This is a genomic window from Nonomuraea sp. NPDC049649 (assembly GCF_040675175.1).
In the GTDB taxonomy this organism is placed as follows: Bacteria; Actinomycetota; Actinomycetes; order Streptosporangiales; family Streptosporangiaceae; genus Nonomuraea.
The window spans coordinates 1-26,695 of the sequence record NZ_JBFAOH010000013.1 but is presented as its reverse complement, the minus strand read 5'-3'; the positions used below and the strand labels follow the sequence as shown (position 1 = coordinate 26,695).

Below are 26,695 nucleotides of genomic sequence, written 5' to 3'. Positions count from 1 at the left end.
AATGACAGAGACGACCGACTCCGCCGTCCCCGGCCAGCAGCTCAGCCTCAGCACCGACGCAGCGCGCAACCTCGCGACGACCACCAAGACCGCCCCCCAGATGCAGGAGATCACCTCACGGTGGCTGCTCAAGCTCCTGCCCTGGGTCCAGACCTCCGGCGGCGTCTTCCGGGTCAACCGGCGGCTCACGTACACGCTCGGAGACGGCCGCATCACCTTCAGCACGACCGGGGCCGAGGTGAGGGTGGTCCCGGCCGAGCTGTGCGAGCTGCCGATGCTGCGCGGCTTCGGCGACATCGAGGTCCTGGAGGCGCTCGCGTACCGGTTCGCGCAGCGGGAGGTGGAGCCGGGCGACGAGATCGTCCGCGAGGGCGAGCCCGTCGACCAGCTCGTGCTGATCGCCCACGGCCGGATCGGCAGGGCGGCCCAGGGCGCCTACGGCGACGAGCAGAACCTGGGCGTGCTGGCCGACGGCGACCACCTGGGCGCGTCGATGCTGGCGGGCGGCGGCGCCTGGGAGTACACCGCCCGCGCCAGGACCTCCGCCACCCTGCTGACGCTCTCCCGCGAGGACTTCCAGGCGCTGCTCGACCGCTCGCCGAGCCTGCGCGAACACCTGGAGGCGTGGCAGGACAGCGGCGGCCGGGCGGCCAACGACCACGGCGAGGCCGCGATCGAGATGTCGTCCGGCCACAGCGGCGAGCCGACGCTGCCGGGCACGTTCGTCGACTACGAGCTGAGCCCCCGCGAGTACGAGCTGGCCGTGGCGCAGACCGTGCTGCGCGTCCACAGCCGGGTCTCCGACCTCTACAACCAGCCGATGAACCAGCTGGAGCAGCAGCTCAGGCTGACCATCGAGGCGCTGCGCGAGCGGCAGGAACACGACCTGATCAACAGCCCCGACTTCGGGCTGCTCCACAACGCCGACTTCTCCCAGCGCATCCGCACCCGCACCGGCCCGCCCACCCCCGACGACCTGGACGACCTGCTCGTCAAGGTGTGGAAGGAGCCGGCGTTCTTCCTGGCCCACCCGCAGGCGATCGCCGCGTTCGGCAGGGAGTGCAGCAAGCGCGGCCTCTACCCTCAGTCCACGGAGGTCAACGGCCACCGGGTGCCGGCCTGGCGGGGCGTGCCGATCTTCCCGTGCAACAAGATCCCGGTCAGCGGGCAGCGGATGAGCTCGATCCTGCTCATGCGCACCGGCCAGGAGAACCAGGGCGTGGTCGGGCTCCACCAGACCGGCATCCCCGACGAGTACCAGCCGAGCCTGTCGGTCCGGTTCATGAACATCAACGAGAAGGCCGTCATCTCCTACCTGGTCAGCGCCTACTACTCGGCCGCGGTGCTCGTCCCCGACGCGCTGGCCGTACTGGAGGACGTCGAGATCGGCCGCGAGGACTAAGTGCCGCCAGAGCTGGAAGGGCCGCTGAGCCTCGGCACGCCCGCGGCGCGCACGCTGGCCACGACGACCAAGACAGCTCCCCAGACGCTGGAGAGCTCCCCCCGGTGGCTGCTGCGCGCGCTGCCGTGGGTGGAGCTCCCCGCGGGGAGCTACCGGGTGAACCGCCGGCTCACCCCCACCCCGGAGCGGCCCGACCCGCGCCCGGTCAACCGGCGCGGCGAGGTCGCGATCGAGCTGGCCTCCGGCCACCGGGGTGAGCCGGAGCTGCCCGGCACCTTTCCCGACTACGATCCCGACCCTCGCGAGTACGAACTGAGCGTGTCCCAGGCCGTGCTCCGGATCCACACCAGGGTCGCCGACCTGTTCAGCGAGCCGATGGACCAGACCCGCGAGCAGATCCGGCTCACCGTCGAGGCGATCCGCGAGGCGCAGGAGCGCGAGCTGATCGGCAACCCCGGCTTCGGGCTGCTGCGCAACGCCCACCCGGCGCAGCGGCTCACCCCCCGGTCGGGGCCGCCCGCCCCGGCCGACCTCGACAACCTGCTGACGCGCCGGCGCAAGACCCGCTACCTGCTGGCGCATCCGCTCGCCATCGCGGCGTTCGGCCGCCAGTGCAGCGCCGCCGGGGTCTACCCCGACAGCGTCGAGGTGGACGGGAGCCGGATGACCGCCTGGCGCGGCGTGCCCATCCTGCCCTGCGACAAGATCCCGGTGTCCCGGTCGGGCACCAGCGCGATCCTGGCCCTGCGCGTCGGCGAGGAGGACCAGGGGGTGGTGGGGCTGCGCCCCGCCGAGGTGCCCGACGAGCACCTGCCGGGGCTGAGCGTCCGGGTCATGGGGCTCGACGAGCGGGGCATCACCACCTACCTCGTCAGCGCCTACTACTCGGCCGCCGTGCTCGTCCCCGACGCGCTCGGCGTGCTCGACGACGTGGAGGTGTACCGGTGAGCTTCGAGATGCCGGACTTCTACCTGCCGCACCCGGCGCGGCTCAACCCGCACCTGGAGGAGGCCAGGGCCCACACCCGGCGGTGGGCGCGCGACATGGGGATGCTGGAGGGCTCGGACATCTGGACCTCGGACGATCTCGAGGCCCACGACTACGCGCTGCTCTGCTCGTACACCCATCCCGACTGCGACGCCGCCGAGCTCTGCCTGGTCACCGACTGGTACGTGTGGGTGTTCTTCTTCGACGACCACTTCCTGGAGGTGTTCAAGCGGTCGGGCGACCGCGAGGGCGGCAAGGCGTACCTCGACCGGCTGCCCGCCTTCATGCCCCTGGAGCCGGGGGCCGCCGTGCCCGAGCCGACCAACCCGGTGGAGGCCGGGCTGGCCGACCTGTGGGCGCGCACGGTGCCGGGCACCTCCGCCGGGTGGCGTTCCCGGTTCGCGGAGGCCACCAGGGCGCTGCTGAACGAGTCGCTGTGGGAGCTGTCCAACATCAACGAGGGCCGGGTGGCGAACCCGGTCGAGTACATCGAGATGCGGCGCAAGGTCGGCGGGGCGCCGTGGTCGGCCGGGCTGGTCGAGCACGCCGTGGGGGCCGAGGTGCCCGACGTGATCGCCGCGTCGCGGCCGATGCGGGTGCTCCGCGACACCTTCGCCGACGGGGTCCACCTGCGCAACGACCTCTTCTCGTACGCGCGGGAGACCGGCGACGAGGGCGAGCTGAGCAACGGGGTGCTTGTCCTGGAGACGTTCCTGGAGTGCACCACGCAGCAGGCGGCCGACGCGGTCAACGACCTGCTGACCGCGCGGCTGCAGCAGTTCGAGCACACCTTCGCCACCGAGCTGGGGCCGCTGCTGGCCGAGCACCGGATCGACCCGGTCAGCGCCGCCGGGGTGCTGGCGTACGTGAAGGGGCTGCAGGACTGGCAGTCCGGCGGGCACGAGTGGCACGCCCGGTCCAGCCGCTACACCAAGGCCAAGCCGGGGCCCGCGCTCGGGATGGCGTCGCTGGGGTTGCACCGGTTCCGCTCCCACACGCACGTCCCGTACCAGCGGGTGGGGCCGGCGCGGGTGCCCGACCTGTACATGCCGTTCACGGCGCGGCTCTCGCCGCACCTGGAGGGCGCCCGGCGCAACCTCGTGGCGTGGGCGCGGCGGATGGGCATCCTCGACCTCGCGGTCTGGGACGAGGAGAAGATCGTCGACTACGACCTCCCGCTCTGCGCGGCCGGCATCCACCCGGACGCCACGCCCGAGGAGCTGGACGTGTCGTCGGGCTGGCTGGCCTGGGGGACGTACGGCGACGACTACTTCCCCAAGGTGTTCGGGCGCAACCTGGTCGCCGCGCGGGCGGCGGTGACACGGCTGCCCGCGTTCATGCCGATCGACGGGCCGCCCGTCGCGACGCCGGCGAGCCCGCTGGAACGCTCGCTGGCCGACCTGTGGGCGCGCTCGGCCGGGCCGATGAGCCCGCAGGCCCGGCGGACGTTCCGCAAGGCCGTCGAGGACATGACCGAGAGCTGGGTGTGGGAGCTGGCCAACCAGGCGGTGCACCGCATCCCCGAGCCGGTCGACTACATCGAGATGCGGCGGCTGACGTTCGGCTCCGACCTGACGATGAGTCTGTGCCGGCTGGCCCGCGCCGACGCGATCCCTCCGGAGGTGTACGAGAGCGGGCCCCTCCGGTCGCTGGAGAACGCCGCGCAGGACTACGCCTGCCTGCTCAACGACGTCTTCTCGTACCAGAAGGAGATCGAGTTCGAGGGGGAGATCCACAACGCGGTGCTGGTCGTGCAGAACTTCTTCGGCTGCGGCTACCCGGAGGGCCTGCGGATCGTGGTCGACCTGATGGAGTCGCGGATGCGGCAGTTCCAGCACGTGGTGGCGCACGAGCTGCCGGTGCTCCGCGCCGACCTCGGGCTGGACGAGCGGGCGACCGAGGCGCTCGACGGGTACGTGCGCGACCTGGAGAACTGGCTGTCCGGGATCCTGGTCTGGCATCGCGGCTGCCGCCGCTACGACGAGCAGTCGCTGCGGCGGCACAACCAGGCCTTCCGGGGGCTGCCGTCCGGGCCGACCGGGCTCGGCACGGCCGCCCTGGCGATCTTCTAGGCGCTTCTCGGCGGGGTTTCCGGTGAGCGGCTGCGTGGGGTTTCGGGGTGCCAGCCCAGGAGCTCCAGCAGCCGCCTCTGGCACGGAGTCACGTTGGTCAGCCGGATCCACCGCTGCTCGGGCGGCAGCTCGGGCATGACCAGCACGCGCAGGCCGGACAGGTCGACGAAGGTCAGCCCGCCGGTGTCGACGGTCAGCGGCTCGCGGCCGTGCCACGAGCTTCGCAGCGTACGGGCGACCGCCGGACTGTTGGTGACGTCGATCTCGCCCACCAACAGGATGTCCAGGGCGCTCCGCGCCACGATCCGCAGCTGGGCGTCCTGATAGAGCAGCCGGCCCAGTTCCTCGGTCACCACTCGCACACACCCCCACTCTGCCCACGGGGGTAGTCACCGGGCCCGTTATGGCGGGGGACGCCGGTCGCTGCCCACAATACACGAACTATGCCTGCGTATGTAATCTTCGCGGGAAAATGACCGAAATGACACCCTTCCATGAACCGGGCAGAAGGCTAGTCGATCGGGCGTTTTTCGGGAAAGGCCCAATGCATTTCGGGATGACAAAATAGCGCGCAATCTCGCGGGCGGATATTTCCGGATTGGTCCGCTTTGTCAGTGAGTCGCTGGGGCTTATTTTCAGCTTGCTGCCATACGTGCGTCCCGCCTGGCTAAAGGGCGTTTTCTCCACATACTCCGCGGAGCATCCATGAGGGGAGGACGATGCGGCGCCGGCGGCGAGGATCGGCGCGAGAAGGCAGAAGCGGTGAATTCCTGATGAGAGCACGACGCGTACTCATTCTCACGGCCATGACATGTGCTTTTTCCGCCGTCCCGAATGCGGCCATGGCGAAGGCGCACGACTGTTTCGACCTGCGCCTGGAGGAATGCTTCGAGCAGATGAATCGCATGAGACCCGGCCGGATCGCGGCCGAGGCCGCCCTCGAGACGATCGGCATCCCCTACTCGTGGGGCGGAGGCGGCAGCGGCGGCCCCGGCTACGGCATCGGCCGCGGCGCCCGCACCTGGGGCTTCGACTGCTCCGGCCTGACCCAGTACGCCTGGGCCGTCGCCGGCGTCACCATCAGCCGCACCTCCCAGGCCCAGTGGCGCGACGGCGTCCGCATCCCCAGGCACGAGGTCCGGGCCGGCGACCTGGTCTTCTACGACAACAACCCCAAGCGCCCCGGCCCCGAGCACGTCGGCATCGCGATCAACCGCAAGCGGATGGTCAACGCCCCCTACACCGGCGGCCGCGTCCGCGTGGAGCCCATAGACCGCCGCCACACCTACCTGGGCGCCGTCCGCCCCACCGCGGACCCGGACCGCTGACCTCAGGGGCCGTTCACGCGGACGCGAGACCGCCGACCTCAGGCTTCGGTGACCCGCTCCATGGCGGCGCTCAACCGCCGCAGGGACTCCAGGCAGTCGCGCCAGCCGTCGACACCCAGCTCGCCCGCCAGCCTCTCGGCCAGCTCCCGATGCCCCGGGCGAATCCTGGCGACGGCGGCCCGCCCCTCATCGGTCGGAGCGAGCAACTTGGCCCGCTTATGCGCCGGATTAGGCCGATACTCGGCCAGCTCCTTCTCCACCAGCAGATCGGCGACCCGCTGCACCCCCTGGCGGGTCATGCCCATCGCCCGCGCGATCCCCGCCACCGGCAGCGGCTCCCGCAACACCGCCCCCAGCACCTGCCACCACGCCGCCGTCAACCCCGCCGGCCGCGCCAACCCCTCAGAGACCTCCAGAAACCGCCCATGCACCCGAAAAACCGTCACCGCCGTCTCCGACAGCAACTCCCCCACATCCTCCGCACCACCCGAAGCCGACCCACCACTCACTGCAAACCTCCCACTCCTCAACCGTCAGAAGTCGACACACCAGCCGAGGACCCACTCGTCACGGACCCCCGCCGACCCTCCGGGAGCGCGGCCCACCCGCTACGGACCCACCCGCCGGACCACCGGCCGACCGGTCGCCCGTCGCGAACCTTTCGCCCGTCACCCCACCGGAACTCGGCTCGCCGGGCGACAACTCGCCCGCTGCGGCCTCCCACCTGCGGATCAACGCAAGCTCGGCCGACCGGCCTCTTCACCGGCCGACTGCCCGCCAGTTACAGATCTTTCTCCGGGCACTCATGCCGACATCAGGACCTCGTACGCCGAAGCGTCGCTACGGCCGAACAGCCGGTACCAGGCGTCGATGACCTCGGGACGGTTGACGGCGAGCCGGCGGAAGATCTCTCTGGCGAACGCGACCGGCTCGGTGGGTCCCGCCGTGATGAGGTCGCCGTCCGTGACCGCGTCCGTCTCGACGTAGCGGGAGGAGCCGGAGTAGCCCTGCTGGGCCTGGAGGTATTGGACGGCGCCGCTGGTGTGGGCGCGCCCGTCGAGCAGCCCCTCCCGGGCGAGCCCCGCCGTGGCGCCGCAGATCGCGGCGACCGGGACGCCCGCGTCGAGCCACGCACGCGCGGTACGGGCGAACGGCGCGAGGTCGTCGCCCGCGTCCCACAGGTCGGCGCCGGGCAGGATGAGCAGCGCGCTCTGCTCGGGCGAGATCTCGTCGAGGGCAGCGTCGGGGGTGATGCGCAGGCCGCCCATGCTGGTGACCGGGTCGCGGGTGAGGCCCACCATGACGATCTCGTAGCCGCCGGGGTCGCGGTGGAAGTGGCCGGTGCGCAGGTGGGCGGTGGCGTGCCCGACCTCCCAGTCGGCCATCGTGTCGTAAGTCGCGACATGTACGGTCTTCTTCGCTTCACTCATGACAGCATACTGTCATTTCGACAGCATGCTGTCAATCCGATTCGTGCGAGGATAAGCACATGGCAGAGATCGTCGGGGGCGGCAAGCCGGTCAACGACGCCGAACGGCGGGTGATCGCCTATCTGAGAGACCACGCGCCCGCCGACTGGCTGCTGCTGCACAACGTCGAGGTGCCGCGCGGCGACGACGTCTTCGAGGTCGACCTGCTCGTGCTGACCGGTCACGCGCTGGTGGTCGTGGACGTCAAGGGCACCAGAGGCCGCATCGAGGTGTCGGGTTCGCGGTGGTTCCCGCCACGCCGGGAGGCGTTCGGCTCGCCGGTCACCAAACTGCGCGGCACCGCCAAGGCGCTCAAGGGCCTGATCGTCTCCAAGGCCACCCAGTTGGAGCGGGTGTACGTCGACAGCCTGGTGGTGCTCACCTCCCCCGACGCCAAGCTGGTCGACCCGGCGGGACGCGACGCGCCCCACGTCACCGACCTGCCCGGTCTGATCCCCACGCTGAGCGACGTCTCGCGGGTGCGGCGCGGCTGCAGCCCCGACGTACGCCCCTACCTCACCGCCGTGCTCGACGCGCTCAACCAGACCGTGCGGCGCAGCACCGCGCCGCCCAGGTTCGGCAACTGGGAGGTCGAGGAGCAGCTCGGCGGCGACGCGCGGGTCACCGAATACCGCGCCTACAACGCCACCCTGCCGGGCAGCGAGACCGTGCTGCTCCGCGTCTACCAGGCCGACCCGCTCGCCGGGCAGGCCGAGAGGGTGGCCGAGCGGCAGCGCATCGCGAACGCCTACCAGACGCTGGCCAGGATCCCTCCCCACCCGTGCGTGGTGCGTTCGCGCGACTTCTTCGCCATCGACGACGAGAGCCGGTTCGTGCTGGTGCTCGACGACGTCCACGGGCAGGCGCTCCACCTGCGGCTGGGCAGCGGCGAACGGCTGGGCGTGATCCAGGACCTGCTGCGCGGGCTGGCCCACGCGCACGCCCACGGGGTGATCCACCGCGCGCTCACCCCGGCCAGCGTGCTGGTCACCGACGACGGCCACGCGGTGCTGACCGGCTTCGACTACGCCAAGCCGGGGCCGCGCGACTACACGGTGGTGCACGAGCTCCACAACGTCCTCGACGCCCACTACGTCGCGCCCGAATGCCAGGACCGGCCGGACCGGATGACCGCCGCCGCCGACGTGTACGCGGCCGGCGTGATCGCCTACCAGTTGCTCACCGGCACGCTGCCGACCAGCGCCGACGCCTACGGGCAGGAGGTCCCCGACGTGGTGCGCCGGATGATCGACCCCCTCCCCGCCAAACGCCCCACGGCCGCCGAGTCCCTGGCCGCCTTGGAAGGCATCCCCGAGCGCGTCTCCCCCTTCAAACGCTTCCTCCGCCGCCTCCTCCCCAACGAATGACCACGAACTACGCAGCAGGGGCAATACGAGGGGAAGGCTGGCGCTGCCTCCCCGACGACTGACCACCAGGCGATCAAACCCGCGGACAAACGCGACGGGGGTCAGCAGGAGGGAGGGCCGCCCAGGTCAGGCGGCGGAGAGTGCTGGTGTGTCCTCCTACGCCTGCTTCCTAGTGAGTCACCACCGCAGGGCTCGCGGCGGAAAGTGCCGGCATGTTCTCCCACACCCTTCCTCCACAGGGTCAGGCGGGAAGTTCGCGGCGGAGGGCGCTGGCGTGGTTGAGGTAGTCGAGGGCGAGGCCGGTGCGCCCCGCGGAGCGGTGGAGTTCGCCGAGGAGCTGGGTCGCGGAGGCCTCGCCGCTGCGGTCGCCGAGTTCGCGGAAGACCAGCAGTGACCGTTCCAGCCCGGCCGAGGCGGGGGCCAGTTCACCGCGGTCGACCTGCAGCCCGGCGAGGCTCTGCAGGGCGTACGCGCCGCAGTGGCGGTCGCCGAGTGATTCGAAGATCTCCAGGGCGTGCCGGTGGAACGACATGGCCCCGTGCAGGGTGCCCATCTGCAGGCTGACGCAGCCTTCGCGGTGCGCGTCGCCGAGTTCCTGGGCGAGCCGCATGGCCTGGCCGAGCGACTCGGACGCCTGCGCCAGGTCGCCGGCTTTGATGCAGGCCCGTCCGATGGCCTGCCGGGTGAACGCCTCGCCGTGCGGGTCGCCCGCCGACAGGAACATGGCCAGCGCCTGTTTGAAGTGGCCGAGGGCGCGGGCGTGCCGGCCGCCGAACTGGCTGACGGCGCCCAGGCCGCAGACGGAGGTGGCCTCGGCCCGCGGGTCGCCCAGTTCGCGGAAGAGCCGGCGGGAGCGGGTGAAGCCGTCGGCCGCCTCTTCGTACCGGTCGCGGTAGAGGGCGACCTGGGCGAGGCCGCGCAGCATCGCGGCTTCCCCGTACGTGTCGCCGGCGGCGCGGGCGGCGGCCAGGGCGGCGCGGAGCGAGCTGGCGTAGGTGCGGAGGTTGGCCAGGGCGGAGCGGGGGGCGCGCTCCGGCCAGAGCACCTCCACCAGCTGGTCGGCGGCGACCGGCTGGTTGGCGTGCAGCAGCAGTGTGGCGAGCAGCAGGCGTGGCTTTCTGCCGGAGATCCGGATCGGGCGACCCGCCGACCGGACTTCCAGCGGTCCGAGCACATGGAAGGTGACCGTCATGACCGCATCAGCTCCTCTATGAGGCCTGACAGCTTGTTGTACCGGTTCTGGACGTTTCTTGTACGGGTTATCCCGACCCTGGGTGGCAGAGATCTCCCCCGAAAGGATCACCCTGATGAAGATCAGCGGAGCAATCGTGGCCGGAGTCGCTCTCGTGACGTGCCTCGGAACGGCTTCCGCGGCGGCAGCCGACCCGGCCGATCCGCAGCCGGAGACGACGCACCAGGCGCAGCTGCTGGCGACCAATTTCCAGCTGCCTTTCCCCTGCGGTCAGTCGTGGACGGGCAACTCGAACAACAGCAGCGCCCACACCTCCTACGAAATCGACTTCAACCGGGGCGGCAGCCCGGACGCCGATCTGGGTGACACGGTGGTGGCCGCTGCCGCCGGCACGGTGGTGATCTCCTCGCACCAGGGTTCGACAAACGGTTTCGGCAACCTGGTGAAGATCGACCACGGTGGCGGCTGGTCCACCTACTACGCCCATCTGAACGCCCGCTCAGTCAGCGCCGGTCAGTCGGTCTCGCAGGGCCAGAAGATCGGCACGGTGGGCAAGACCAGCAGGCCGGGCAACAACATCAGCGCCCATCTGCACTTCGAGGTCCGCCAGGGCAGCAACTACCCGGCGAACGTCCGTAAGGCCGTCTTCAACGGTGTCACGTTCGGCTACCCGAACCAGACGCTGACCTCGCGCAACGGCTGCGGCGGCAGCACCAACCCGCACACGGCGGAGTCGGTCTGCGGCTCCGGGTACACGGTGATCAACTCGGCGGGGCTGGGCTCGGCGGGCACCGTCTACCTGCTCTACAACAAGTCCAACGGCTACAACTGCGTGACCACGATCAAGCGGAGCTCGATCGGCACGCCCACCGCTACGAGCGCCTACCTGGAGGTCCAGGGCAGCGCCAGGAAGACGGACTCGGGCGACTTCTCCTACTACGCCGGCCCGGTCATCGCCAAGGCCGCGGGCAAGTGCGTCAAGTGGGGCGGCAAGGCCGGATCCTCCAGCCACGACAGCCCCTTCCAGCACTGCGGCTAGCAGGTCACGCAGTCCACGATGTCGACCACGTAGACCACCCCGGAAGGCGCGCCGAACGCGACCCGGCCGCCCACCCGCTGCCCGCGCAGCCCCTCCACCCAGCCGGGCGGCGCGCCTTCCGGGGTCAGCGTGAAGGCGGCGGGACCCCCGGTGCGGAACGAGGAGTCCGCCAGAGCTCCCGACGGCCAGTCGACGGCCACGTACTGCACCACCACCTTGGCCCCGGCCCGCAGCTCCGCTCCCGAACCCCCGATGAGCGTGCGGGCCGGGGCCTCCGGCGTGAGACCGGAGGGCGGCGCGGGCAGCGGCCGGCCGACGAGGCGGGCGTCGCGCGGGTAGCCGCCGAGGATGTCGACCACGGCCACCAGCGGCTCGCCCGGCGGCAGCGCGCCCGCGCCCAGGTCCGGGCCGAGCACCTGCCCGGCCGGCCCCACCAGCAGCACCCGGCTGCCCGCCGCCCGGCCGACGACGGCCCGCCGCCAGGCGTGCGAGAGCGGCCGGCCGTCGAGGACGACCGCGACCGGCCGGTGGGTGCCGTACGTGCTGAGCTGGGTGGAGTTGTCCCGCCAGCGGCGGATCTCGACGTCGGCCAGCACCACGTCTCCCGCGGCCGTCGCCCGGCCGCCGCCCGGCTCCAGCACCGCCACCCGCGCGGTGTGCCCCGGTTTGCCGCCCGGGATGGTCACCTCCGGTCTGACGCCGAACGGGCCTTTCACCTCGGGCAGCGGTGCCGCGGCGGTGGTGCCGCAGGACGTGGCGAGCATGAGCAGGGCGGGCCAGAGCTGGCGCAAGATTCCTCCGAAGGACAGGGCCTGCCCCGATAACTCGCCGCGATCGGCACAAGGGATGCCCACCGGCCGACAAAGGCGCGGCACACTGAGGGACGTGAGCAAGCCGAACCTGGCCCGCAGGGTCGCCCAGGCCGCCGAGATCGCGCTGGCCGACCACCAGTACGTGACGTTCCTCGACGTGGTGACGGGGCTGCGCTGGCTGCGCACCCGGCACGTCGACGTCTGGCGGCAGGGCCGCGCGGCCACCCTCGCCGAACTGGCCGCGGTCGACGGCGACCGCCTGCTGACCACGGCCGCCCTGCTGCGCGACTGGGCCGAGGCCAAGGGGCTGCGCCCGGTGCCCGCGCCGTACGTGTCGGGCAGCCGCGACCGCAGGCCGCTGCGTTTCACCGCGCATCCGGAGCAGGAGCCGTTCACCGTGCACTGGCTGTCGCCTGAGATGAGCGAGGCGCGGGTGCGGCGGCTCGCCGAACGCCAGGCCAAGCCGCCGGACCTGGTCGTGGTCGAGCCGCAGGAGGCGTGGACGTGCGCCGGGTGCGCCGACACCGGGCCGTATCTGATCATGGAGGACGACCGGCCGCACTGCCTGACCTGCGCGGACCTGGACCACCTGGTGTTCCTGCCGTCGGGGAACGCGGCGCTGAGCCGCCGGGCCAAGCAGGAGAGCGGGCTGGCGGCGGTAGTCGTCCGCTACGACCGGCGGCGCAAGGTCTACCGGCGCAGCGGCCTGCTGATCGAGGAGGAGGCGCTGGCCAGGGCGGAGGAGCGGTGCCTGGCCGACGAGGAGGCCCGCTCGCGCCGCCGGGAACGCGACCGTGCGCGCCGGGCCGAGCAGGACGTGGTCTACCAGGAGCGGATGGCGACCGAGATCGCCCGGCTGTTCCCCGGCTGCCCGCCGGAGCGGGCCCGCGCCGTCGCCGAGCACGCCGGGCTGCGCGGCAGCGGCCGGGTCGGCCGTACCGCCGCCGCCAAGGCGCTGGACGAGGAGGCGATCACGCTCGCGGTGGTCGCCTCCATCCGCCACCAGGACACCGAGTACGACGCGATGCTGATGGCGGGCGTGCCCCGGATGGAGGCGCGCGAGCGCATCCGGGCCGACATCGACCGCAAGCTGACCGAGTTCAGGAAGGGGCCGCGATGACCGGCTGGCGCGACGTCCGGGAGGAGTTGCGCGCCTTCGCGCTCGGCCTGCCCGAGGCGTGGGAGGACCATCCCTGGGGCGACACCGTCGTCAAGGTCGGCAAGAAGATCTTCCTGTTCCTCGGGGCCGAGGAGCCGACGGACAGGTGGCGGCCCGCGTTCGGGGTGAAGCTGCGGTCGGAGGCGCACGGGCACGCGCTCACCGTGGAGGGGGCGGCGCCCAGCGGCTACGGCCTCGGCAAGGCCGGGTGGGTGACGGTGCCGCTGGAGTCGCCGCTGCCGCCCACCGAGGTGCTGCTCGACTGGGTCGAGGAGAGCTACCGGACGATCGCCCCGAAGCGGGCGGTCAAGGAGCTCGACGAAAGGGTCAGGTGACGGCGAGGCGCTGGGCGTACTTCTCGTCCCGCCACAGCTCCTTTTCGAGCACCTCCAGCAGCGTGCGGGCCGCGTCGTACACGTCGACGTAGCGGACGTAGAGCGGGGCGAGTCCGAAGCGCAGGATGTCGGGCGCGCGGAAGTCGCCGTGCACGCCCCGGTCGATGAGCGCGCGCATCACCGGGTACCCGTCGGGGTGGCGGAAGGCGACGTGGCTGCCGCGCCGCTCGGGGTCGGCGGGCGAGACGAGTTCCAGGGCGTCGCCGACCAGGTCGATGAAGAGCTCGCCGAGCGCGACGCTCTTGGCGCGCAGCAGGTGGAGCGGCACCCGCTCCCAGACGTCCAGCGCCGCCTCCAGCGCGGCGAACGACAGCACGTGCGGCGTGCTCACCGCGAACCGCCGGATGCCCTGCGCCGGGCGGTAGCCGGACTCGAACGCGAACGGCTCGGCGTGCCCGTACCAGCCCGACAGCACGTTCACGGCGTCGGCCTGGTGGTCCGGGTTCACGTACAGGAACGCGGGCGAGCCCGGCCCGCCGTTGAGGTACTTGTACGTGCACCCGACCGCGAAGTCGGCGGCCGACACGTCCACGGCCATGGCGCCGACGCTGTGGCAGAGGTCCCAGATCATCAGCGCCCCCGCGTCCTGCACGCGGGCGGTCATCTCGGCCACGTCGTAGCGCTCGGCGGTGCGGTAGTCGACCTCCGACAGCAGCACGGCGGCCACGTCGTCGAAGCGGCCCTCGGACACGTCGCGCACCTCGTACCCGAGCGACTCCGCCAGCCCCTGGATCATGTACTGGTCGGTCGGGAAGTTGTCCGCGTCGGAGACGATGACCTTCCTGCCGGGGCGGAGCCGCACGGCCGCCGCGACCGCCTGGTGGATGGCGATCGAGGTGGTGTTGCCGACCACGACCTGGCCCGGCCCGGCGCCGATGAGCGGGGCGATCCGGTCGCCGAGGGTCAGCGGCTTCTCCCACCAGCCGGCGCTGTTCCAGCCGCCGACGAGCCGGCCGCCCCATTCGTCCTCCACCACCTGGCGGACGCGTTCCGGGGTGTGGCGGGGCAGCGCGCCGAGCGAGTTGCCGACGAGGTAGACGGCGCCTTCCGGGAGCACGAACTCGTCCCTGAACTCCCGCAGCGGGTCTTCGGCGTCCAGGGCGAGGCAGCGGTCGCGATCCAGCAACTGGCACTCCTTAAGGAGGGGAAGGGCGGCGATAGCCCCGATTTGTACCATTTTGCTACCGCCGCGCCTTCCAAAGCGAGCCCCTTCAGCAGCCCAGGAACACCTCCGCGTTCCGGCTCAGCAGCTTCGCCCGCGCCTCGTCGGTGAGGAACCCGGCCGTCCTGATCAGCTCGCCCGCCGGCGACTCGCCCAGCGGGTACGGGTAATCAGAGCCGAGCATGACGTGGTCCTCGCCGAAGGTGTCGACGAGCAGCCGGAGCGCGCGCTCGTCGAAGACCACCGAGTCCACGCTGAATCTGCCGATATATCCGGACGGCGGCAGCTTCGACACCCCGACCAGGTCCTTCCTGCGGTGCCAGGCGTTCTCGAACCGGCCCAGCCAGAACGCGAACGACCCCCCGCCGTGGGCGAAGCAGATCCGCAGGCTCTCGGGCACCCGGTCGAACACCCCGCCGAGGATCATCGCCAGCATCGACAGATGGGTCTCGGCCGGCATGCCCACCAGCCACTGCGCCATCCACCGGTCCAGCCGCGGCCCCGCCGGCATGTCCCACGGGTGCACGAACACCGGGACACCCCGCTCGGCGCAGTGCGCCAGGAACCGCACGATCCCGTCGTCATCCAGGTCGCGGTCGCCGACGTGGTTGCCGATCTCGACCCCCCGGTGCCCGTTCGCCAGGCACCGGTCCAGCTCCTCGCAGGCCAGGTCGGGGTCCTGCAGCGGCACCTGGCAGAACGGGATCAGCCGGTCGCCGTCGCAGATCTCCAGCGCCAGGTCGTTGAAGACCCTGGCGATCCGGACGCCCTCGGCGGGCGGCCGGTCGTACCCGAAGAACACCGGCGTCGGCGAGACCACCTGCCGGTCCACCCCGTCGGCGTCCATCGCCTCCAGCCGCACCCGCGGATCCCAGGCCTCGTGGCGGATCCGGCGGAAGTCGGCGCCGCCGACGAGGATGACCGCCTCCCGCTCCGACTCGACCCGCAGGCTGGGCGCGCCCGGCCAGCCCAGGTCGGGCCAGCCCTTGGGCACGAAGTGGGTGTGTACGTCGATGATCATTCAGCCCTTGCCCGGGTGGAGGGCGCCGCAGCTCGCGCAGGTGCGCGCCCGCTCGTCGGCGTAGAACGCGTCGAACACCGGCGGCAGGTCCTTGACGATGTCGCGTACCTGCAGCTCGACCTCGTGGACCAGCGATCCGCACTGCTCGCAGTACCACTGGAACTTCTCCAGCGTGCCCTCCGGCCGGATCCGCTCCACCACCAACCCGACCGACCCCTCCTCGGGGCGCTGCGGGGAGTGCGGCATGGACGGGGGCAGCAGCCACATCTGCCCCTCCCTGATGTGCACGGTCTCGGGGCCCCGCTCGGTGATCACATTGACGTGCATGTTGCCCCGTACCTGGTAGAAGAGCTCCTCATACGGGTCGACGTGGTAGTCGGTGCGCGAGTTCGGCCCGCCGACCACCATGACGATGAAGTCCTCGGCCTGCTCGAAGACGACCTTGTTGCCGACCGGGGGCTTGAGCAGGTGGGAGTGCTCGTCGATCCATTTCGTGAAGTCGATCGGGGGGATCATGATCTCTCCAGTGGGTGATAGGCGACGGCCTGCATCTCGATGAGCAGATGCGGGTGCGGGAGCTGGTGGACGGCCACCGTGGTCCTGGTCGGCCCCTCCTCGTCGAAGAACTCGGCGTAGACCTCGTTGTAGCCCTTGTAGTCGTTCATGTTCACCAGGTACGTGGTGATCTGGACGAGGTCGGCCAGCGAGCCGCCGGCGGCCTTGAGGATGTCGCCGATGTTCTCGATGACGGCTCTGGTCTGGGCGCGGATGTCGAGGTCGGTGACGCCCATCTCGTCGGCCTGGGCGCCCACGAAGGTGTTGTCCGGCCTTCTGGAGCTGGTGCCCGAGACGTACAGGAAGTCACCGGCGCGGCGGGCGTGCGGGAACCGGCCGCGCGGCGTCGCCTTGCCCTTGACCCGCACCGCGCGGTTCTGGTCGGCCGTCACCGGGAGAACACCGCCCGGACCGAGCCGAGCCCGTCGATGGCGGCCTCGAACGCGTCGCCCGGCTCGGCCGGGACCACCGGCCCGAGCGCGCCGCTCAGCACCACGTCGCCGGCGCGGAGCGGGAAGTCGGTGCGGCCCAGCACGCCGGCCACCCACACGACGGCGTTGAGGGGGTGGCCCATGCAGGCCGCGCCGCCCCCGGCGGAGACCTCGGCGCCCGCGCGGGTCATCCGCATGCCCGCCAGCCGCAGGTCGGGGCCCGTCAGTGGGACGGGCGTGTTGCCGAGCACGAAGGCGCCCGCGGAGGCGTTGTCGGCGATGGTGTCGGGCAGGGTGATGTCCCAGTCGGCGATGCGCGAGTCGGCGATCTCGATGGCCGGCAGGACGAAGTCGACCGCCCTGATCACCTCGGCCACGGTGAACGGGCCGCCGGTCAGGTCGGCGCCCATGACGAAGGCGATCTCGGCCTCGACCTTGGGCTGCAGGAAGCGGTCGATGGGGATGGGCAGCCCATCGAGATACGACATATCCGCAAAAAGCATGCCGTAGTCGGGTTGGTCGATGCCGAACTTCTCCCGCGCCGCCGGGTTCGTCATCCCGACCTTCCGGCCCACCAGCCGGCGCCCCTCACTCAGCGCCCGCCGCGTGCCGATCTCCTGCACCGCGTACGCCTCGCCCGCGGTGCCGATCAGGTCACGCACCGGCTCGCACGGCTTGCCCGACCGCGCCGCCTCCGCCAATCGGTCGGCGGCGTGGCTCCGCGTGTCGACTGCCTGCGACCATTCATCCTGCATCGGGTCACTCCCGCTTGATCGTGATCGTTCCTCTTCGCATCGTCTCCCGGCATGCCGCCACGCGCCACGGCGTCCGCGACCTGTCCTGAGGGTCATCTTCCCGTAGCCGTCGCCCGCGGACATCATGATCCAGTGACGCGTACGTGGGATTTGTGGGGATCGGTCATCATTGCCGGCGCTTTCGCCCTTCCGCTGGCGGCCGTGGCCGTGCTGCTCCTGTCCCGCCGCCGTACCCGCCGGGGACACCCCGCCCCGCTGCGCACCGCCCTGGCCGACGTCGGGATCGCGACCGGCACCGCGCCCTGGATCTGGATGATCCTCACTCCGGGAACCGGCCAGGAGGGCGTCAGCCTGATCCCGCTCGCCGACCTCGCCGAGGTGGTCCAGGCTCCGCCGGAGACGGTGTTCGTGCAGGTCGGAGGCAACCTGCTGGTGTTCGCCGCGCTCGGCGCGCTGCTCCCGGTGCGCACCGCGCCGCTGGCCTCGCCGCCGCGGGTGGCCGCCGTCGCGGCGGCGGCCTCGCTGCTCGTGGAGACTCTTCAGTACGTGCTCGAACTCGGCAGGTTCTCGTCCGTGGACGACGTCCTGATCAACACGGCCGGTGCGGTGGGGGCGGCGATGATTACTCGCCGCTGGTGGGCGCCGGACGTTACGGATGCGCCCCAACCCGGGTAACGGCTCCGAGAAAACCGCCCGATATCACCACACAGGCATACACCGCTCAAAAAGAGACACGCGACCAACCTCTGTATCTGTGCGATCGTGGACAAGACGGGGCAAGTTCTCTGGAGACGCCAAAGCCATGCGGTGACAGAGGGTGATTGAACTGTGTCTGAGTCCCCGGTACCCCACGAACCTCCCATCTACCGCCAGATCGCCGACGCTCTCCGCGACCGGATCCTCTCCGGCGACCTGCGCGACGGGGACCGGCTGCCAGGAGAGAACGCCCTCATGGCCGAGTACACGATCGCGCGGGCCACCGCCAGGCAGGCGCTCGCGGTCCTGATCAACGAAGGCCTGGCGGTGCCGAAGCGAGGCTCGGGGGTCTACGTGCGACTGTTCAAACCGATCCGCAGGCACGGCTCCCGCAGGCTGGCCCGCGAACAGTGGGGCCAGGGACGCTCGATCTGGGATGCCGACACCCGCGGCCGCCCCTTCATCGTCGACCAGGTCGAGGTGGCCCGCGAACAGGCCCCCGACGAGGTGGCCCGCGTGCTAGGCGTCCCCGACGTCTGGGTCCGCAGGCGCCGCTACCTCGTCGACGCCCGGCCCGTGCAGCTGGCCTGCTCCTACTTCCCCGCCCACCTCGTCGAGGACAGCCCCATCACCCAGGACGAGACCGGCCCCGGCGGCGTCTACGCCCGGCTGGGCGACCTCGGCCTGCCCCCCGCCCACTTCACCGAGGAGGTCCGCGCCCGCATGCCGGGCCCCCGCGAGAGCGCCCTGCTCGGCCTGCCGGCCGGCACCCCCGTCATCGTCGTCGACCGCACCGCCTTCGCCGCCGGCGGGCTCCCCGTCGAGGTCAACGAGATGGTCCTGGACGCGGCGGCCTACGTTCTCCAATACGACTTCGACGCCTGACCCCGGCGGCTACGTTGACCTGACCTCCACGATCATTGCGTTCTCTAGAGAGGTGGCGCACTCTCGATAGCGGATGGACCCTCGCACGAGGGGTGCTCTCGGAAGGTTGGTCTGGATGGCCTTTGATCGGCATCTCGCTGAGATCGCCCGGGAGTACCCACAGTGGACCATCTGGCGAAGCGACGCCGGCCGCTGGTGGGCCACGCGCCACCACCCGCTCAGCGAGACGCAGCGCGACGCCGGATGTGCGATGACCATCGACGCGGACGACCCGGACGACCTGCGCGAGCAGCTCCGGGACCAGGAGAGGCGGGCGGGCGAGCCGCAGCGGCGCGCCGGCCCGGCCCCTCCGTGAGCGGCGGGCGCCTCACCCGCCGCCACCACGATCCGCCCGGTGCCGTGTTCAGCGTCTCGGCGGCCCCGGCACCGGGCCACCAAGAGGGGGCACGCGTGGAAGCCTCCGACCCGATCGGGGGCGGAGGCTTCCACCTGTTACTGCCGCAGCTCCAGCCGGCCCAGGTTGACGTCCGTGACCTCCGACGGGGTCTCCTCCCGCGGCTGCTCCTGCTCCGGCTCCTGCTCCTCGACGATGACCCGTACATCGTCCTGGCTCGGACCGCTGGCCAGCTGAGGTTGGGCGGCGGGCGGCGCGATCGCCTCCGGCACCAGCGGGCCCGCGCCCGCCTCCTTGCGCATCAGGTCGCTCAGCACCGAGTTGACCTCGTTCAGCCTGCGCACCACCTCGTTGTGGGTGTTGGTCAGGTACTCCACCCGGCGGCCGGCGTGCTCGTCGAGCGAGGCCACCCGCTGCTGCGCCGCCGCCAGCGACGCCTCGGCCTCGGCGCGGGCGGCCGTCACCGTCTGCTCCGCCTCGGCGCGGGCGGCCGCCAGGGTCTGCTCCGCCTCGGCCATCGCGGACGAGACCAGCCGCTCGGCCTCCTCGCGGGCCGTCGTGAGCATCCGCTCCGCCTCGGCGTGCGCCTCCCGCACCGCCTTCTCGGCCTCGGCGTGGGCCGCGCTGCGGGTCTCCTCGGCGTCGGCGTCGGCCTGCGTCACCATGCGCTCGGCCGCCTCGGTGGCCTCGCCGACCCGCCGCTCCGCCTCCGCCTGGGCGGAGGTGAGCATCTTGTCGGCGGTCTCGCGGGCCGTCGTGACCAGGTGTTCGGCCTCGGCCTGGGCCGACTCGCGCAGGGCCTTGCTCTCGGCCTCGGCCTCCTCGCGCAGGGCGGCGGCCTCTTCCTGGCCCAGCTTCAGGATCTGCTCCAGCCGGGTGCTGGGGTTGAAGTTGCTGGGCACCTCGGCGATCTGCCGCCGGGCCTCCACCAGCTCGATGCGGCTCTGCTCGGCCTGGTCGATCGCGCGCGCCAGCCGCTCCTCCAGATCCCTGATCTGGTTGCGCGTCCTGGCCATGTAGTCGTGCACCTGGCGGCGGTTGTAGCCGCGCAGGGCGACCTCGAAGGTGTCATCCTGCATCAGGTCGGGAATGCTGTCGTGCCCGTGTGTCATGGGGATTACCTATACGTTAGCGTGAGGCGGGGGAAACTGCGGATTGTGAGGGTCTGACGACCAGACGTCAGTAATCGACTTTCCTGCCATCTGCCCACACCCGCAACCGGAATGCCGGAGCCGGGCGGGGAAAAGCGGCAATTACGATGGGCCAGATGTACATCGCTGCATTGGACGACGGGGCGGTCCCGGAGATCCACCCGGACGCCTACGTCGCCCCCGGCGCCGTCGTGGTGGGCAAGGTCTCCATCGGCCGCGCGTCGAGCATCTGGTACGGCTCGGTGGTCAGGGCCGACAGTGAACGGATCGAGATCGGTGAAGAGTGCAATATCCAGGACCTGTGCTGCCTGCACGCCGACCCCGGCGAGCCGGCCATCCTGGAGCCGCGCGTGAGCCTGGGCCACAAGGCCATGGTCCACGGCGCCTACGTGGAGTCGGGCGCGCTGATCGGCATCGGCGCGATCGTGCTGGGCGGCGCCCGGGTGGGAGCCGGCACGCTCGTCGCCGCCGGCGCGCTGATCGGCCCCGGCAAGAAGATCCCGGCGGGCGTGCTGGTGGCCGGGGTGCCGGGCAAGATCGTACGCGAGCTGACCGACGAGGACCGGGCGTCCTTCGCCCGCACGCCGGAGACCTACATGGCCAACGCGGTCAGGCATCGGCGGGCGTCAGCACTTTGATCAGCACGTCGTCCGGCACCGACGCGGGATTCAGCGGATCGGCGTAATCGGGGAGCTCCGGCCTGAGGAACCTGACGTAATCGACGGTCATCCTCAGGTCGGGCGTCCCTCTCACCTGCCTGGCGTTGGCCTTCTCGTGGTTCTTCTTGAGCGGGCCGTAGCTGTCCCAGTCGGTGTACGCGGTCACGCCCCACTGCAGCACCTCCGGAAACTCGGTCGCCCAGCGGTCGGCCACCTTCCATTCGCCGCCCTCCTCCTTGTACAGCGCGGCGCACATCCTGCCCACCCGGGCGAGCACGAACTCCTTCCAGCCGCCCTTGGCGGCCACCTCCTTGGGCTTGGAGCTGCCGTCGCCGGTGTACTTCGACTCGATCCGGCCAGGCGTGTCGGTCGTGCCGGTGGTGATCGACACCCAGTTGGGGTTCTCGTACGAATCAGGCACGCGGGCCATCAGCCCGCCGAGCGAGAACGTGCGGCGGGGCCTGGCGCCGCGCTTGCCCTGGACCTTCACCCGGGCGTGCATGACGATGTCGCCGGCCAGGTCCTGGTAGACGAAGGGGCCGCGGAAGCCGTCGAACCAGGCGGAGGTCCGGGGCTCCAGGTACATGGCGCCCTTGGCGGTCTTGTCGACGTCGAGCTTGGCGAGGCGGTCGACGTCCTTCTCGGTGTCGCTGAGCTTGAGCCACATCGACCGGTCCTTGGCGGTGGCGAACTCCGTGGAGGCGCCGCCCACCTCCCCGCCGGGTGTCGGGGGCTGGGCCTTGTCGAGGGTGAGCACGCCCGGCCCCTCCAGCGGGGGAGCCGCCGTTCCCGTCCCGCACGCGCCGAGCACGCCCACGACCGCCACCATGCCCGCCAGTCTCGCCCTCATAGCGGACATTCTGCCGTGTACCGCCAAACTCCGGTTTCAGAGCGGACGGCTACGATGACCGCCGTGCGCCCCTGGAATGCGTTCACCGCCGCCGAGGCGGAGATCCGCGCGATGGTCGTCGACCCGCGCTGGCAGGAGTTGCCCGGCGACACCCGGGCGCACGCGATCGCCGTCAGGGCGCTGGTGACCCGCGACGGCGACCGGTGGCTGTTCGGCGCGCACGCGCGCTGGCACCTGCACGACCCGGCCGGCGGGCGCTGGCACCCGGCGCCGCCGCCCCGCCGCCTGCGCGCCCGGCAGGCCGGCCACTCCCCCGCGGCGCTGCCCCCGGAGATCGTCCCGCTGGGTCCCGACTTCGCCGCCGAGCCGGGCTCCACCCAGGCCTTCGTCGGCCCGGACGTGCCGCCGGAGCTGTGCGAGCGGATCAACGACCTGGTGCGGGCGCACTGCCGCAGGAGCGAGGTGGAGTACCCGCTCACCGCCTTCGGCGACATCTTCGGCGCCGACGTGCCCAGCACGGTCGCCGCGGTCTGGGGCACGGTCATGTGGTGCGCCTACGCGCCCGCCTTCGACGGCAACGAGCGGCTGATCAGCCTGTTCGGCGAGTTCCTGCGCCGGTCGCTGCCGGGCGACGAGTGGGTGCGCTGGCTGCCCGCGCCGCCGCTGGCCGACCTGGTCACGCTCGTGGCCGAGCGGCAGCGCGCCGGTCACGAGCGGGCCGCGCTGCGCCTGGCCGCGCTGATCGCCGACACCGCGCACATCCTGCTGTCCGACACCCGGTTCCGGCCGCGCGCGCTCGCCCTGCTGACGATGGTGGAGCCCGCGCTCAGGAGGCCGGGGCTGGACGACGCGGCCGCCGCGCGCGGCGACGAGGCGCTGCGCGAGACCTGGCTGCGCCGCTGCCCGCCGCGGCTGGCGCGGGCCGTGCTGGTGGAGACCGATCCGGAGGCGCACCTGGCGCACACGGTCTACGACCTCGTGGAGGCGCTGGAGTTCACGCCCGACCCGCCGCGGGCGGCCGCCGCCTATCTGGCAGATCTGTCGGACTCCGCAGGCGCGCTGCCGTCCCGGCTCGACCACCGGCTCCGTCACGCGTACGAGGAGCTGCTGCGGGCCGGGCTGACCGGCACGTCGGCGGGCGAGCGGACCGAGCCGGACGGGTTCGAGGTGCGGGCGGGGTTTTCCGGTCATTACCGGAACTCGGATACGGGTTCCTTTACGGGGACGCACAGCGGGTCCGGCCCGCTCCCCGGCATGGGAGGCATTCCCATGCCGAATAAGTTGAGCAGAGGTCACATTTCGGGAACGGCTGTGGAGGGCGACGGTCCGGAGCGGCTCAGGCTGCCGGGAATCGGGCCCGACGATCGGCGTGACGGGTTCACCCATGTGCGCGACGAGGCGGGGACGGGGCTGATGCCGCCCGACCGTGACAGCACGGCGGCGGTGCTGGGCGCGGCGTACGCGGTGGGGCTGGCCTGGCATCGCGTCTCCGGGGCGCGGGTGCCGGAGCGGGGGTTCGCGGGGTCGCGGGCGCTGGTGCGCCGCTTGATCTTGGAACGAGACGACCCCAGCAGTCCCACCTAAACCACTAATGGCGCTATTTCACCCTAACTCCGCCTATATCGTTTGAACACATAAGATCACACGGCATTAGCTGAATTGTGATCTCTACTCGGGGAAATGACCCCCTTGGGGCCTCTTCGGCGGCGAAAGGAATGACTCCGATGGGCCATGTCGCCGGAAGGGCCCGAGCCGTAACCTCGTAGAGGGTGTGGGCTGCGGGAGGAAGGACGACGCGGTGGGGCACGAAGACTTGGACACTCGAGTCCATGACCGTGTCGCGTTGGACGAGATTGCGCTCTACGCCGAGGTGCTCACCGCCGTCGCTGTCAGCGAGCGGCGGCTGACCTTGGACGAGCTCGACGACGCGCTCGGATTGCGGACTTCGGCGAGTCGCTGAAGACGATCACACGGCCTGGTCCCGGACTCCTCAGGGGTCCGGGACTCGTCATGTAGGGGGTGACTCACGATGACTAGTCCCCCGGAGGGCTCTCCTACGAGCGGACGAGCCGCGCGATCGCGGCCGAGGCCTCCTTGACCTTGGCGTCTGCCTCCGGGCCGCCGGTGGCGATGGCGTCGGCGACGCAGTGGGCGATGTGCTCCTCCAGCAGCCCCAGCGCCACCGCCTGCAGCGCCCGGGTGGCCGCGGAGACCTGGGTGAGGATGTCGATGCAGTAGGCGTCGTCGTCGACCATGCGCTGCAGACCCCTGATCTGCCCCTCGATACGCCTGAGTCGCGTCAGATAGGCCTGCTTGTCTCCGCTGTACCCATGCATACCGCCAGGGTACCCGCTACGGGTATCTGTCAGCGGAGCTCCGCGAACAGCTTCTCCCACTGCTCGCTCACCTCGTCGGCCGCGTGGTGGATGGCGGTGTCGAGCGCCCCGGCGGCCAGCGAGCGCCGCCTGCGCTCGTCGCCGATGAGCGCCAGCAGGGCCGCGGCGAACGCCTCCTCGTCGGCCTCGGGCACCAGCACGCCGTTGTAGCCCGTGGCCACGAACTCGGCGGGCCCGTGAGCGCCCTCGAACGCCACGACCGGCACCCCGCAGCCCATCGCCTCCAGCACGGTCATCCCCATGTCGGCGCTGTGCGAGGTGTTGGCCACGATCGACGCCTTGGCGAACTCGCCGGTCAGGTCGGGGGTGGTGCCCATGAAGTAGACGTGGTTGTGCAGGCCCAGCTCGTCGACCAGCGCCCGCAGCCGGCGCTCCTCGGGGCCGCTCCCGTACAGCCTGAGCGTCCAGTCGGGACGGCTGGCGCAGACGACGGCGAAGGCGCGGATCAGCCGGTCGTACGACCGGGCGGCCACCCACCGGCCGCCCGCCGCCACGATGCGGTTGTCCATCCGCGAGCGCGGCCACGGCGACCCGCTCAGCGCGTCCGGGACCGCGTACACCGGCGGCCCGGAGTCGAGCAGCCCGCCCCACTCCTCGCGGGCCGGCTCGGTGGCCGCGACCACCGCGTCCAGGCGCGGATAGAACTTCTTGACCGGGCCGGGGACCGCGGGCCTGCCCCACTCGCGGGCGATGCGCAGGACCTCGCGCGGCGCGTGCCGGGCGGCCTGGACGCTCAGCCCCGGCCTGGCGGTGATGAGCACGTCGCTCTTGAGCGAGCGCAGCACCCGCCAGAGGGCCACCTCCGTGCGCACCTGCCCGCGCGGCAGCAGATGCCGCACCCCGGGCCGGACGTCGACCACCGAGCGCATCGTCACGCCCGGGGCGACCGGGAAGAACGGCTTCTCCTTCTGCCTCCTGAGACTGATCACCTCGACCTCGTGGCGCCGGGCCAGCGCGCCGGCGAGGTTGAGGATCGATCGCACATCTCCCCGCATGGCGTAGGCCGAGGAGAGCAGAAAACTGACCTTCACCCGCCCACCTCGATGCGCAGCTCATCGTCGGCCGTGTAGGAGGGCCGGATGGGCACGCCGTCGATCCGGGCCGACGGGTAATGGAGGCGGCGCCGCTTGCCGTCGACGTCGTCGAGCCAGCCGCCCAGCCGCAACGGCTCGCCGACGCCGTCCACCTCCAGCGTCGGCACCCACGTGCCCGACGCCTCGGGGTCGGCGGCGAGCACGTCGACCAGCGAGACGGCCGCGTGGAAGCGCACGCCCTGCACGGTGGCGGTCGCCGACACCCGCGCGCCCGTCTGCTTGCGGTGCAGCGCGAGCATCGCCTCGTGGCGGGAGTCGTCGTCCTCCAGGCCGGTGTAGGCGAGCAGGCCGGTCACCTCGAAACGGCCCTCCCGGAACCAGACCGCGCGCACCTCCGCCGCGGGCGCGGCGTCGTCGATCTTGAGCGCGAGGTAGCCGTTGCGGGTGCGGTAGGACCGGTAGGCGAGCGTGCGCTTGCAGAGCGCGTACGCGTCGAGATGGTCGAGCGAGAAACCCGGGTCGATGCTGCGCAGCCTGGTGCGCTTGCCCTCATGCCGCAGGTAGGCGTCCCAGCGCCCGGCGGTGAGCAGCAGCGGGGCCAGCGACACGGCGACGGTGGCCTCGCGGGCGACGGCACCGGGCGTGCCGAGCGTCACCTCACGCTCCACGCCGGTGGTGCGGTGGCGGAGCACCAGCTCGGTGCCGCTCTTCAGCGGCTCCTTCATGGCCAGGCGCAGGGAGAGGACATCGGCCAGGGTGACTTCCGCGTCTGTGACGACGACGCTCATCACGAGCCCCCCTCCCCGTCGAATAGAGCCATGCGACGTTGAGGTTACCGTGATTTTCCCGTTATGTGGATGCCGGTTTTCCGGTGATCACCCCTCTTGACCGGTGAAACTCCTCCACATGGCGTGTGGAGGAGTTTCACTTTCCCGCGTCAGGCAGAGGTCTTGACCGACTTGATCAACAGCTGGGCGACGTCCACGACTTCCAGCGATTCCTTCGCCTCGCCGCTGTTCTTCTTCTCGTTGATCGCATCACCCAGCATCACCATGCAGAACGGGCACGCCGTGGAAACGGTGTCCGGATCCGTGGTCAGCGCCTCATCCACCCGCTCGGTGTTGATCCGCTTACCGATCCGCTCTTCCATCCACATCCGCGCACCACCCGCGCCGCAGCAGAAACCGCGGTCCTTGTGCCGGTGCATCTCCTGCGCCTGCACGCCCGGCACCTTGGCCATGATGTCGCGCGGCTGGGAGTAGACCTTGTTGTGCCGGCCCAGGAAACACGGGTCGTGATAGGTGATCTTCTCCTCGATCGGGGTGACCGGGGTCAGCTTGCCCTCATCCACCAGCCGGGCCAGCAACTGCGTGTGGTGGATCACCTCGTAGGTGCCGCCCAGCTCCGGATACTCATTGGCCAGGGTGTTGAAGCAGTGCGGGCAGGTCGCCACGATCTTCTTCACACCGGCCTCGTTGAGGGTC

General features: G+C 71.2%; 29 protein-coding genes. 13 read left to right on the top strand and 16 right to left on the bottom strand.

What is annotated here, in order from left to right; translation table 11 throughout:
* Position 1: 1 nt before the first annotated feature.
* Genes AB0J42_RS18715 through AB0J42_RS18705 form a run of 3 tightly spaced genes read left to right on the top strand, consistent with a single transcriptional unit; the run spans position 2 to position 4,461 of the window.
* The gene (locus tag AB0J42_RS18715; protein WP_364295888.1) at positions 2–1,402 is read left to right on the top strand and encodes a family 2B encapsulin nanocompartment shell protein; all 1,401 of its coding nucleotides are present in this window, start codon (positions 2–4) and stop codon (positions 1,400–1,402) included.
* Complete coding sequence (locus tag AB0J42_RS18710; RefSeq protein WP_364295886.1) at positions 1,403–2,350, top strand: family 2B encapsulin nanocompartment shell protein; 948 nt, start codon at positions 1,403–1,405, stop codon at positions 2,348–2,350. It begins immediately after the preceding gene.
* The gene (locus AB0J42_RS18705; RefSeq protein WP_364295884.1) at positions 2,347–4,461 is read left to right on the top strand and encodes a terpene synthase family protein; all 2,115 of its coding nucleotides are present in this window, start codon (positions 2,347–2,349) and stop codon (positions 4,459–4,461) included. Before AB0J42_RS18710 ends, AB0J42_RS18705 begins: the two co-directional genes overlap by 4 nt.
* Here the strand turns inward: AB0J42_RS18705 and AB0J42_RS18700 are convergent.
* Positions 4,458–4,823 carry an STAS domain-containing protein gene (locus AB0J42_RS18700; RefSeq protein ID WP_364295882.1) on the bottom strand — a complete coding sequence of 122 codons (366 nt, stop codon included), beginning with the start codon at positions 4,821–4,823 and terminating at the stop codon, positions 4,458–4,460. The two genes, AB0J42_RS18705 and AB0J42_RS18700, sit on opposite strands and share 4 nt — an antisense overlap.
* Before the next feature lie 480 nt (positions 4,824–5,303).
* On the opposite strand from AB0J42_RS18700, the gene AB0J42_RS18695 reads away from it, so the two are divergent.
* A complete protein-coding gene (locus tag AB0J42_RS18695) occupies positions 5,304–5,789 on the top strand; it encodes an NlpC/P60 family protein (protein WP_364295880.1) in 486 nt (161 codons plus the stop codon).
* Between the two features lie 38 nt (positions 5,790–5,827).
* On the opposite strand, the gene AB0J42_RS18690 is transcribed toward AB0J42_RS18695, so the two are convergent.
* Entirely contained in the window at positions 5,828–6,235 is a 408-nt protein-coding gene (locus AB0J42_RS18690) for a helix-turn-helix domain-containing protein (RefSeq protein ID WP_364295878.1), read from the bottom strand.
* Positions 6,236–6,592: 357 nt separating this feature from the next.
* The gene (locus AB0J42_RS18685) at positions 6,593–7,219 is read right to left on the bottom strand and encodes a type 1 glutamine amidotransferase family protein (protein WP_364295876.1); all 627 of its coding nucleotides are present in this window, start codon (positions 7,217–7,219) and stop codon (positions 6,593–6,595) included.
* Positions 7,220–7,278: 59 nt separating this feature from the next.
* On the opposite strand from AB0J42_RS18685, the gene AB0J42_RS18680 reads away from it, so the two are divergent.
* On the top strand, positions 7,279–8,625 hold the full coding sequence (locus AB0J42_RS18680; protein WP_364295873.1) for an NERD domain-containing protein kinase family protein: 1,347 nt from the start codon (positions 7,279–7,281) through the stop codon (positions 8,623–8,625).
* A gap of 241 nt (positions 8,626–8,866) precedes the next feature.
* On the opposite strand, the gene AB0J42_RS18675 is transcribed toward AB0J42_RS18680, so the two are convergent.
* A complete protein-coding gene (locus tag AB0J42_RS18675; protein ID WP_364295870.1) occupies positions 8,867–9,817 on the bottom strand; it encodes a tetratricopeptide repeat protein in 951 nt (316 codons plus the stop codon).
* Positions 9,818–9,932: 115 nt separating this feature from the next.
* Here AB0J42_RS18675 and AB0J42_RS18670 point away from each other — a divergent pair, with 115 nt between their 5' ends.
* Entirely contained in the window at positions 9,933–10,856 is a 924-nt protein-coding gene (locus AB0J42_RS18670; protein ID WP_364295867.1) for a M23 family metallopeptidase, read from the top strand.
* On the opposite strand, the gene AB0J42_RS18665 is transcribed toward AB0J42_RS18670, so the two are convergent.
* Positions 10,853–11,647: an FKBP-type peptidyl-prolyl cis-trans isomerase gene (locus AB0J42_RS18665; RefSeq protein WP_364295864.1), complete on the bottom strand. Its 795-nt coding sequence runs from the start codon at positions 11,645–11,647 to the stop codon at positions 10,853–10,855. The genes AB0J42_RS18670 and AB0J42_RS18665 overlap by 4 nt on opposite strands.
* Positions 11,648–11,741: 94 nt before the next feature.
* Here AB0J42_RS18665 and AB0J42_RS18660 point away from each other — a divergent pair, with 94 nt between their 5' ends.
* Positions 11,742–12,788, top strand: a complete 1,047-nt coding sequence (locus AB0J42_RS18660; RefSeq protein ID WP_364295861.1) for a DUF2293 domain-containing protein — start codon at positions 11,742–11,744, stop codon at positions 12,786–12,788.
* Positions 12,785–13,162, top strand: a complete 378-nt coding sequence (locus AB0J42_RS18655; protein WP_364295858.1) for an MmcQ/YjbR family DNA-binding protein — start codon at positions 12,785–12,787, stop codon at positions 13,160–13,162. The genes AB0J42_RS18660 and AB0J42_RS18655 overlap by 4 nt, the downstream gene beginning before the upstream one ends.
* On the opposite strand, the gene kynU is transcribed toward AB0J42_RS18655, so the two are convergent.
* From kynU to AB0J42_RS18630, 5 genes are read right to left on the bottom strand one after another with little or no spacing between them, the layout of a single operon-like run.
* Positions 13,155–14,399, bottom strand: coding sequence for a kynureninase (gene kynU, locus AB0J42_RS18650; RefSeq protein WP_364295855.1), 1,245 nt, complete (start codon positions 14,397–14,399; stop codon positions 13,155–13,157). The genes AB0J42_RS18655 and kynU overlap by 8 nt on opposite strands.
* A 34-nt stretch (positions 14,400–14,433) precedes the next feature.
* Complete coding sequence (locus AB0J42_RS18645; RefSeq protein WP_364295852.1) at positions 14,434–15,405, bottom strand: amidohydrolase family protein; 972 nt, start codon at positions 15,403–15,405, stop codon at positions 14,434–14,436.
* Complete coding sequence (locus tag AB0J42_RS18640; RefSeq protein WP_364295849.1) at positions 15,406–15,921, bottom strand: 3-hydroxyanthranilate 3,4-dioxygenase; 516 nt, start codon at positions 15,919–15,921, stop codon at positions 15,406–15,408. It lies immediately after the preceding gene.
* A complete protein-coding gene (locus tag AB0J42_RS18635; protein ID WP_364295846.1) occupies positions 15,918–16,352 on the bottom strand; it encodes a RidA family protein in 435 nt (144 codons plus the stop codon). The genes AB0J42_RS18640 and AB0J42_RS18635 overlap by 4 nt, the downstream gene beginning before the upstream one ends.
* Positions 16,349–17,146 (bottom strand): fumarylacetoacetate hydrolase family protein, encoded by a 798-nt coding sequence (locus AB0J42_RS18630; RefSeq protein WP_364295843.1) that lies wholly within the window; start codon positions 17,144–17,146, stop codon positions 16,349–16,351. The genes AB0J42_RS18635 and AB0J42_RS18630 overlap by 4 nt, the downstream gene beginning before the upstream one ends.
* A 201-nt stretch (positions 17,147–17,347) precedes the next feature.
* Here AB0J42_RS18630 and AB0J42_RS18625 point away from each other — a divergent pair, with 201 nt between their 5' ends.
* The 3 genes from AB0J42_RS18625 (at position 17,348) to AB0J42_RS18615 (ending at position 19,082) form a co-directional block, all read left to right on the top strand.
* Positions 17,348–17,821, top strand: a complete 474-nt coding sequence (locus tag AB0J42_RS18625) for a VanZ family protein (protein WP_364295840.1) — start codon at positions 17,348–17,350, stop codon at positions 17,819–17,821.
* A gap of 153 nt (positions 17,822–17,974) precedes the next feature.
* Positions 17,975–18,727 (top strand): GntR family transcriptional regulator, encoded by a 753-nt coding sequence (locus AB0J42_RS18620; RefSeq protein ID WP_364295837.1) that lies wholly within the window; start codon positions 17,975–17,977, stop codon positions 18,725–18,727.
* Positions 18,728–18,842: 115 nt separating this feature from the next.
* Positions 18,843–19,082, top strand: a complete 240-nt coding sequence (locus tag AB0J42_RS18615; protein WP_364295834.1) for a hypothetical protein — start codon at positions 18,843–18,845, stop codon at positions 19,080–19,082.
* A 137-nt stretch (positions 19,083–19,219) separates the two neighbouring features.
* Here AB0J42_RS18615 and AB0J42_RS18610 read toward each other — a convergent pair whose 3' ends face one another.
* A complete protein-coding gene (locus AB0J42_RS18610) occupies positions 19,220–20,233 on the bottom strand; it encodes a hypothetical protein (RefSeq protein WP_364295831.1) in 1,014 nt (337 codons plus the stop codon).
* 155 nt (positions 20,234–20,388) lie between these two features.
* Here AB0J42_RS18610 and AB0J42_RS18605 point away from each other — a divergent pair, with 155 nt between their 5' ends.
* Positions 20,389–20,910 carry a gamma carbonic anhydrase family protein gene (locus AB0J42_RS18605; RefSeq protein WP_364295828.1) on the top strand — a complete coding sequence of 174 codons (522 nt, stop codon included), beginning with the start codon at positions 20,389–20,391 and terminating at the stop codon, positions 20,908–20,910.
* On the opposite strand, the gene AB0J42_RS18600 is transcribed toward AB0J42_RS18605, so the two are convergent.
* Entirely contained in the window at positions 20,882–21,781 is a 900-nt protein-coding gene (locus tag AB0J42_RS18600) for a hypothetical protein (RefSeq protein WP_364295825.1), read from the bottom strand. The two genes, AB0J42_RS18605 and AB0J42_RS18600, sit on opposite strands and share 29 nt — an antisense overlap.
* Positions 21,782–21,844: 63 nt before the next feature.
* Here AB0J42_RS18600 and AB0J42_RS18595 point away from each other — a divergent pair, with 63 nt between their 5' ends.
* Positions 21,845–23,365 carry a hypothetical protein gene (locus AB0J42_RS18595; protein ID WP_364295822.1) on the top strand — a complete coding sequence of 507 codons (1,521 nt, stop codon included), beginning with the start codon at positions 21,845–21,847 and terminating at the stop codon, positions 23,363–23,365.
* 470 nt (positions 23,366–23,835) lie between these two features.
* Here the strand turns inward: AB0J42_RS18595 and AB0J42_RS18590 are convergent, their stop codons facing one another.
* The 4 genes from AB0J42_RS18590 to AB0J42_RS18575 form a co-directional block, all read right to left on the bottom strand.
* Entirely contained in the window at positions 23,836–24,117 is a 282-nt protein-coding gene (locus tag AB0J42_RS18590) for a metal-sensitive transcriptional regulator (protein WP_364295820.1), read from the bottom strand.
* 29 nt (positions 24,118–24,146) lie between these two features.
* Complete coding sequence (locus AB0J42_RS18585) at positions 24,147–25,208, bottom strand: glycosyltransferase (RefSeq protein WP_364295818.1); 1,062 nt, start codon at positions 25,206–25,208, stop codon at positions 24,147–24,149.
* Complete coding sequence (locus AB0J42_RS18580) at positions 25,205–25,999, bottom strand: hypothetical protein (protein WP_364295815.1); 795 nt, start codon at positions 25,997–25,999, stop codon at positions 25,205–25,207. Before AB0J42_RS18580 ends, AB0J42_RS18585 begins: the two co-directional genes overlap by 4 nt.
* 149 nt (positions 26,000–26,148) lie before the next feature.
* A partial coding sequence (locus AB0J42_RS18575) for a (Fe-S)-binding protein (protein ID WP_364295812.1) occupies positions 26,149–26,695 on the bottom strand: 547 nt, incomplete at its 5' end.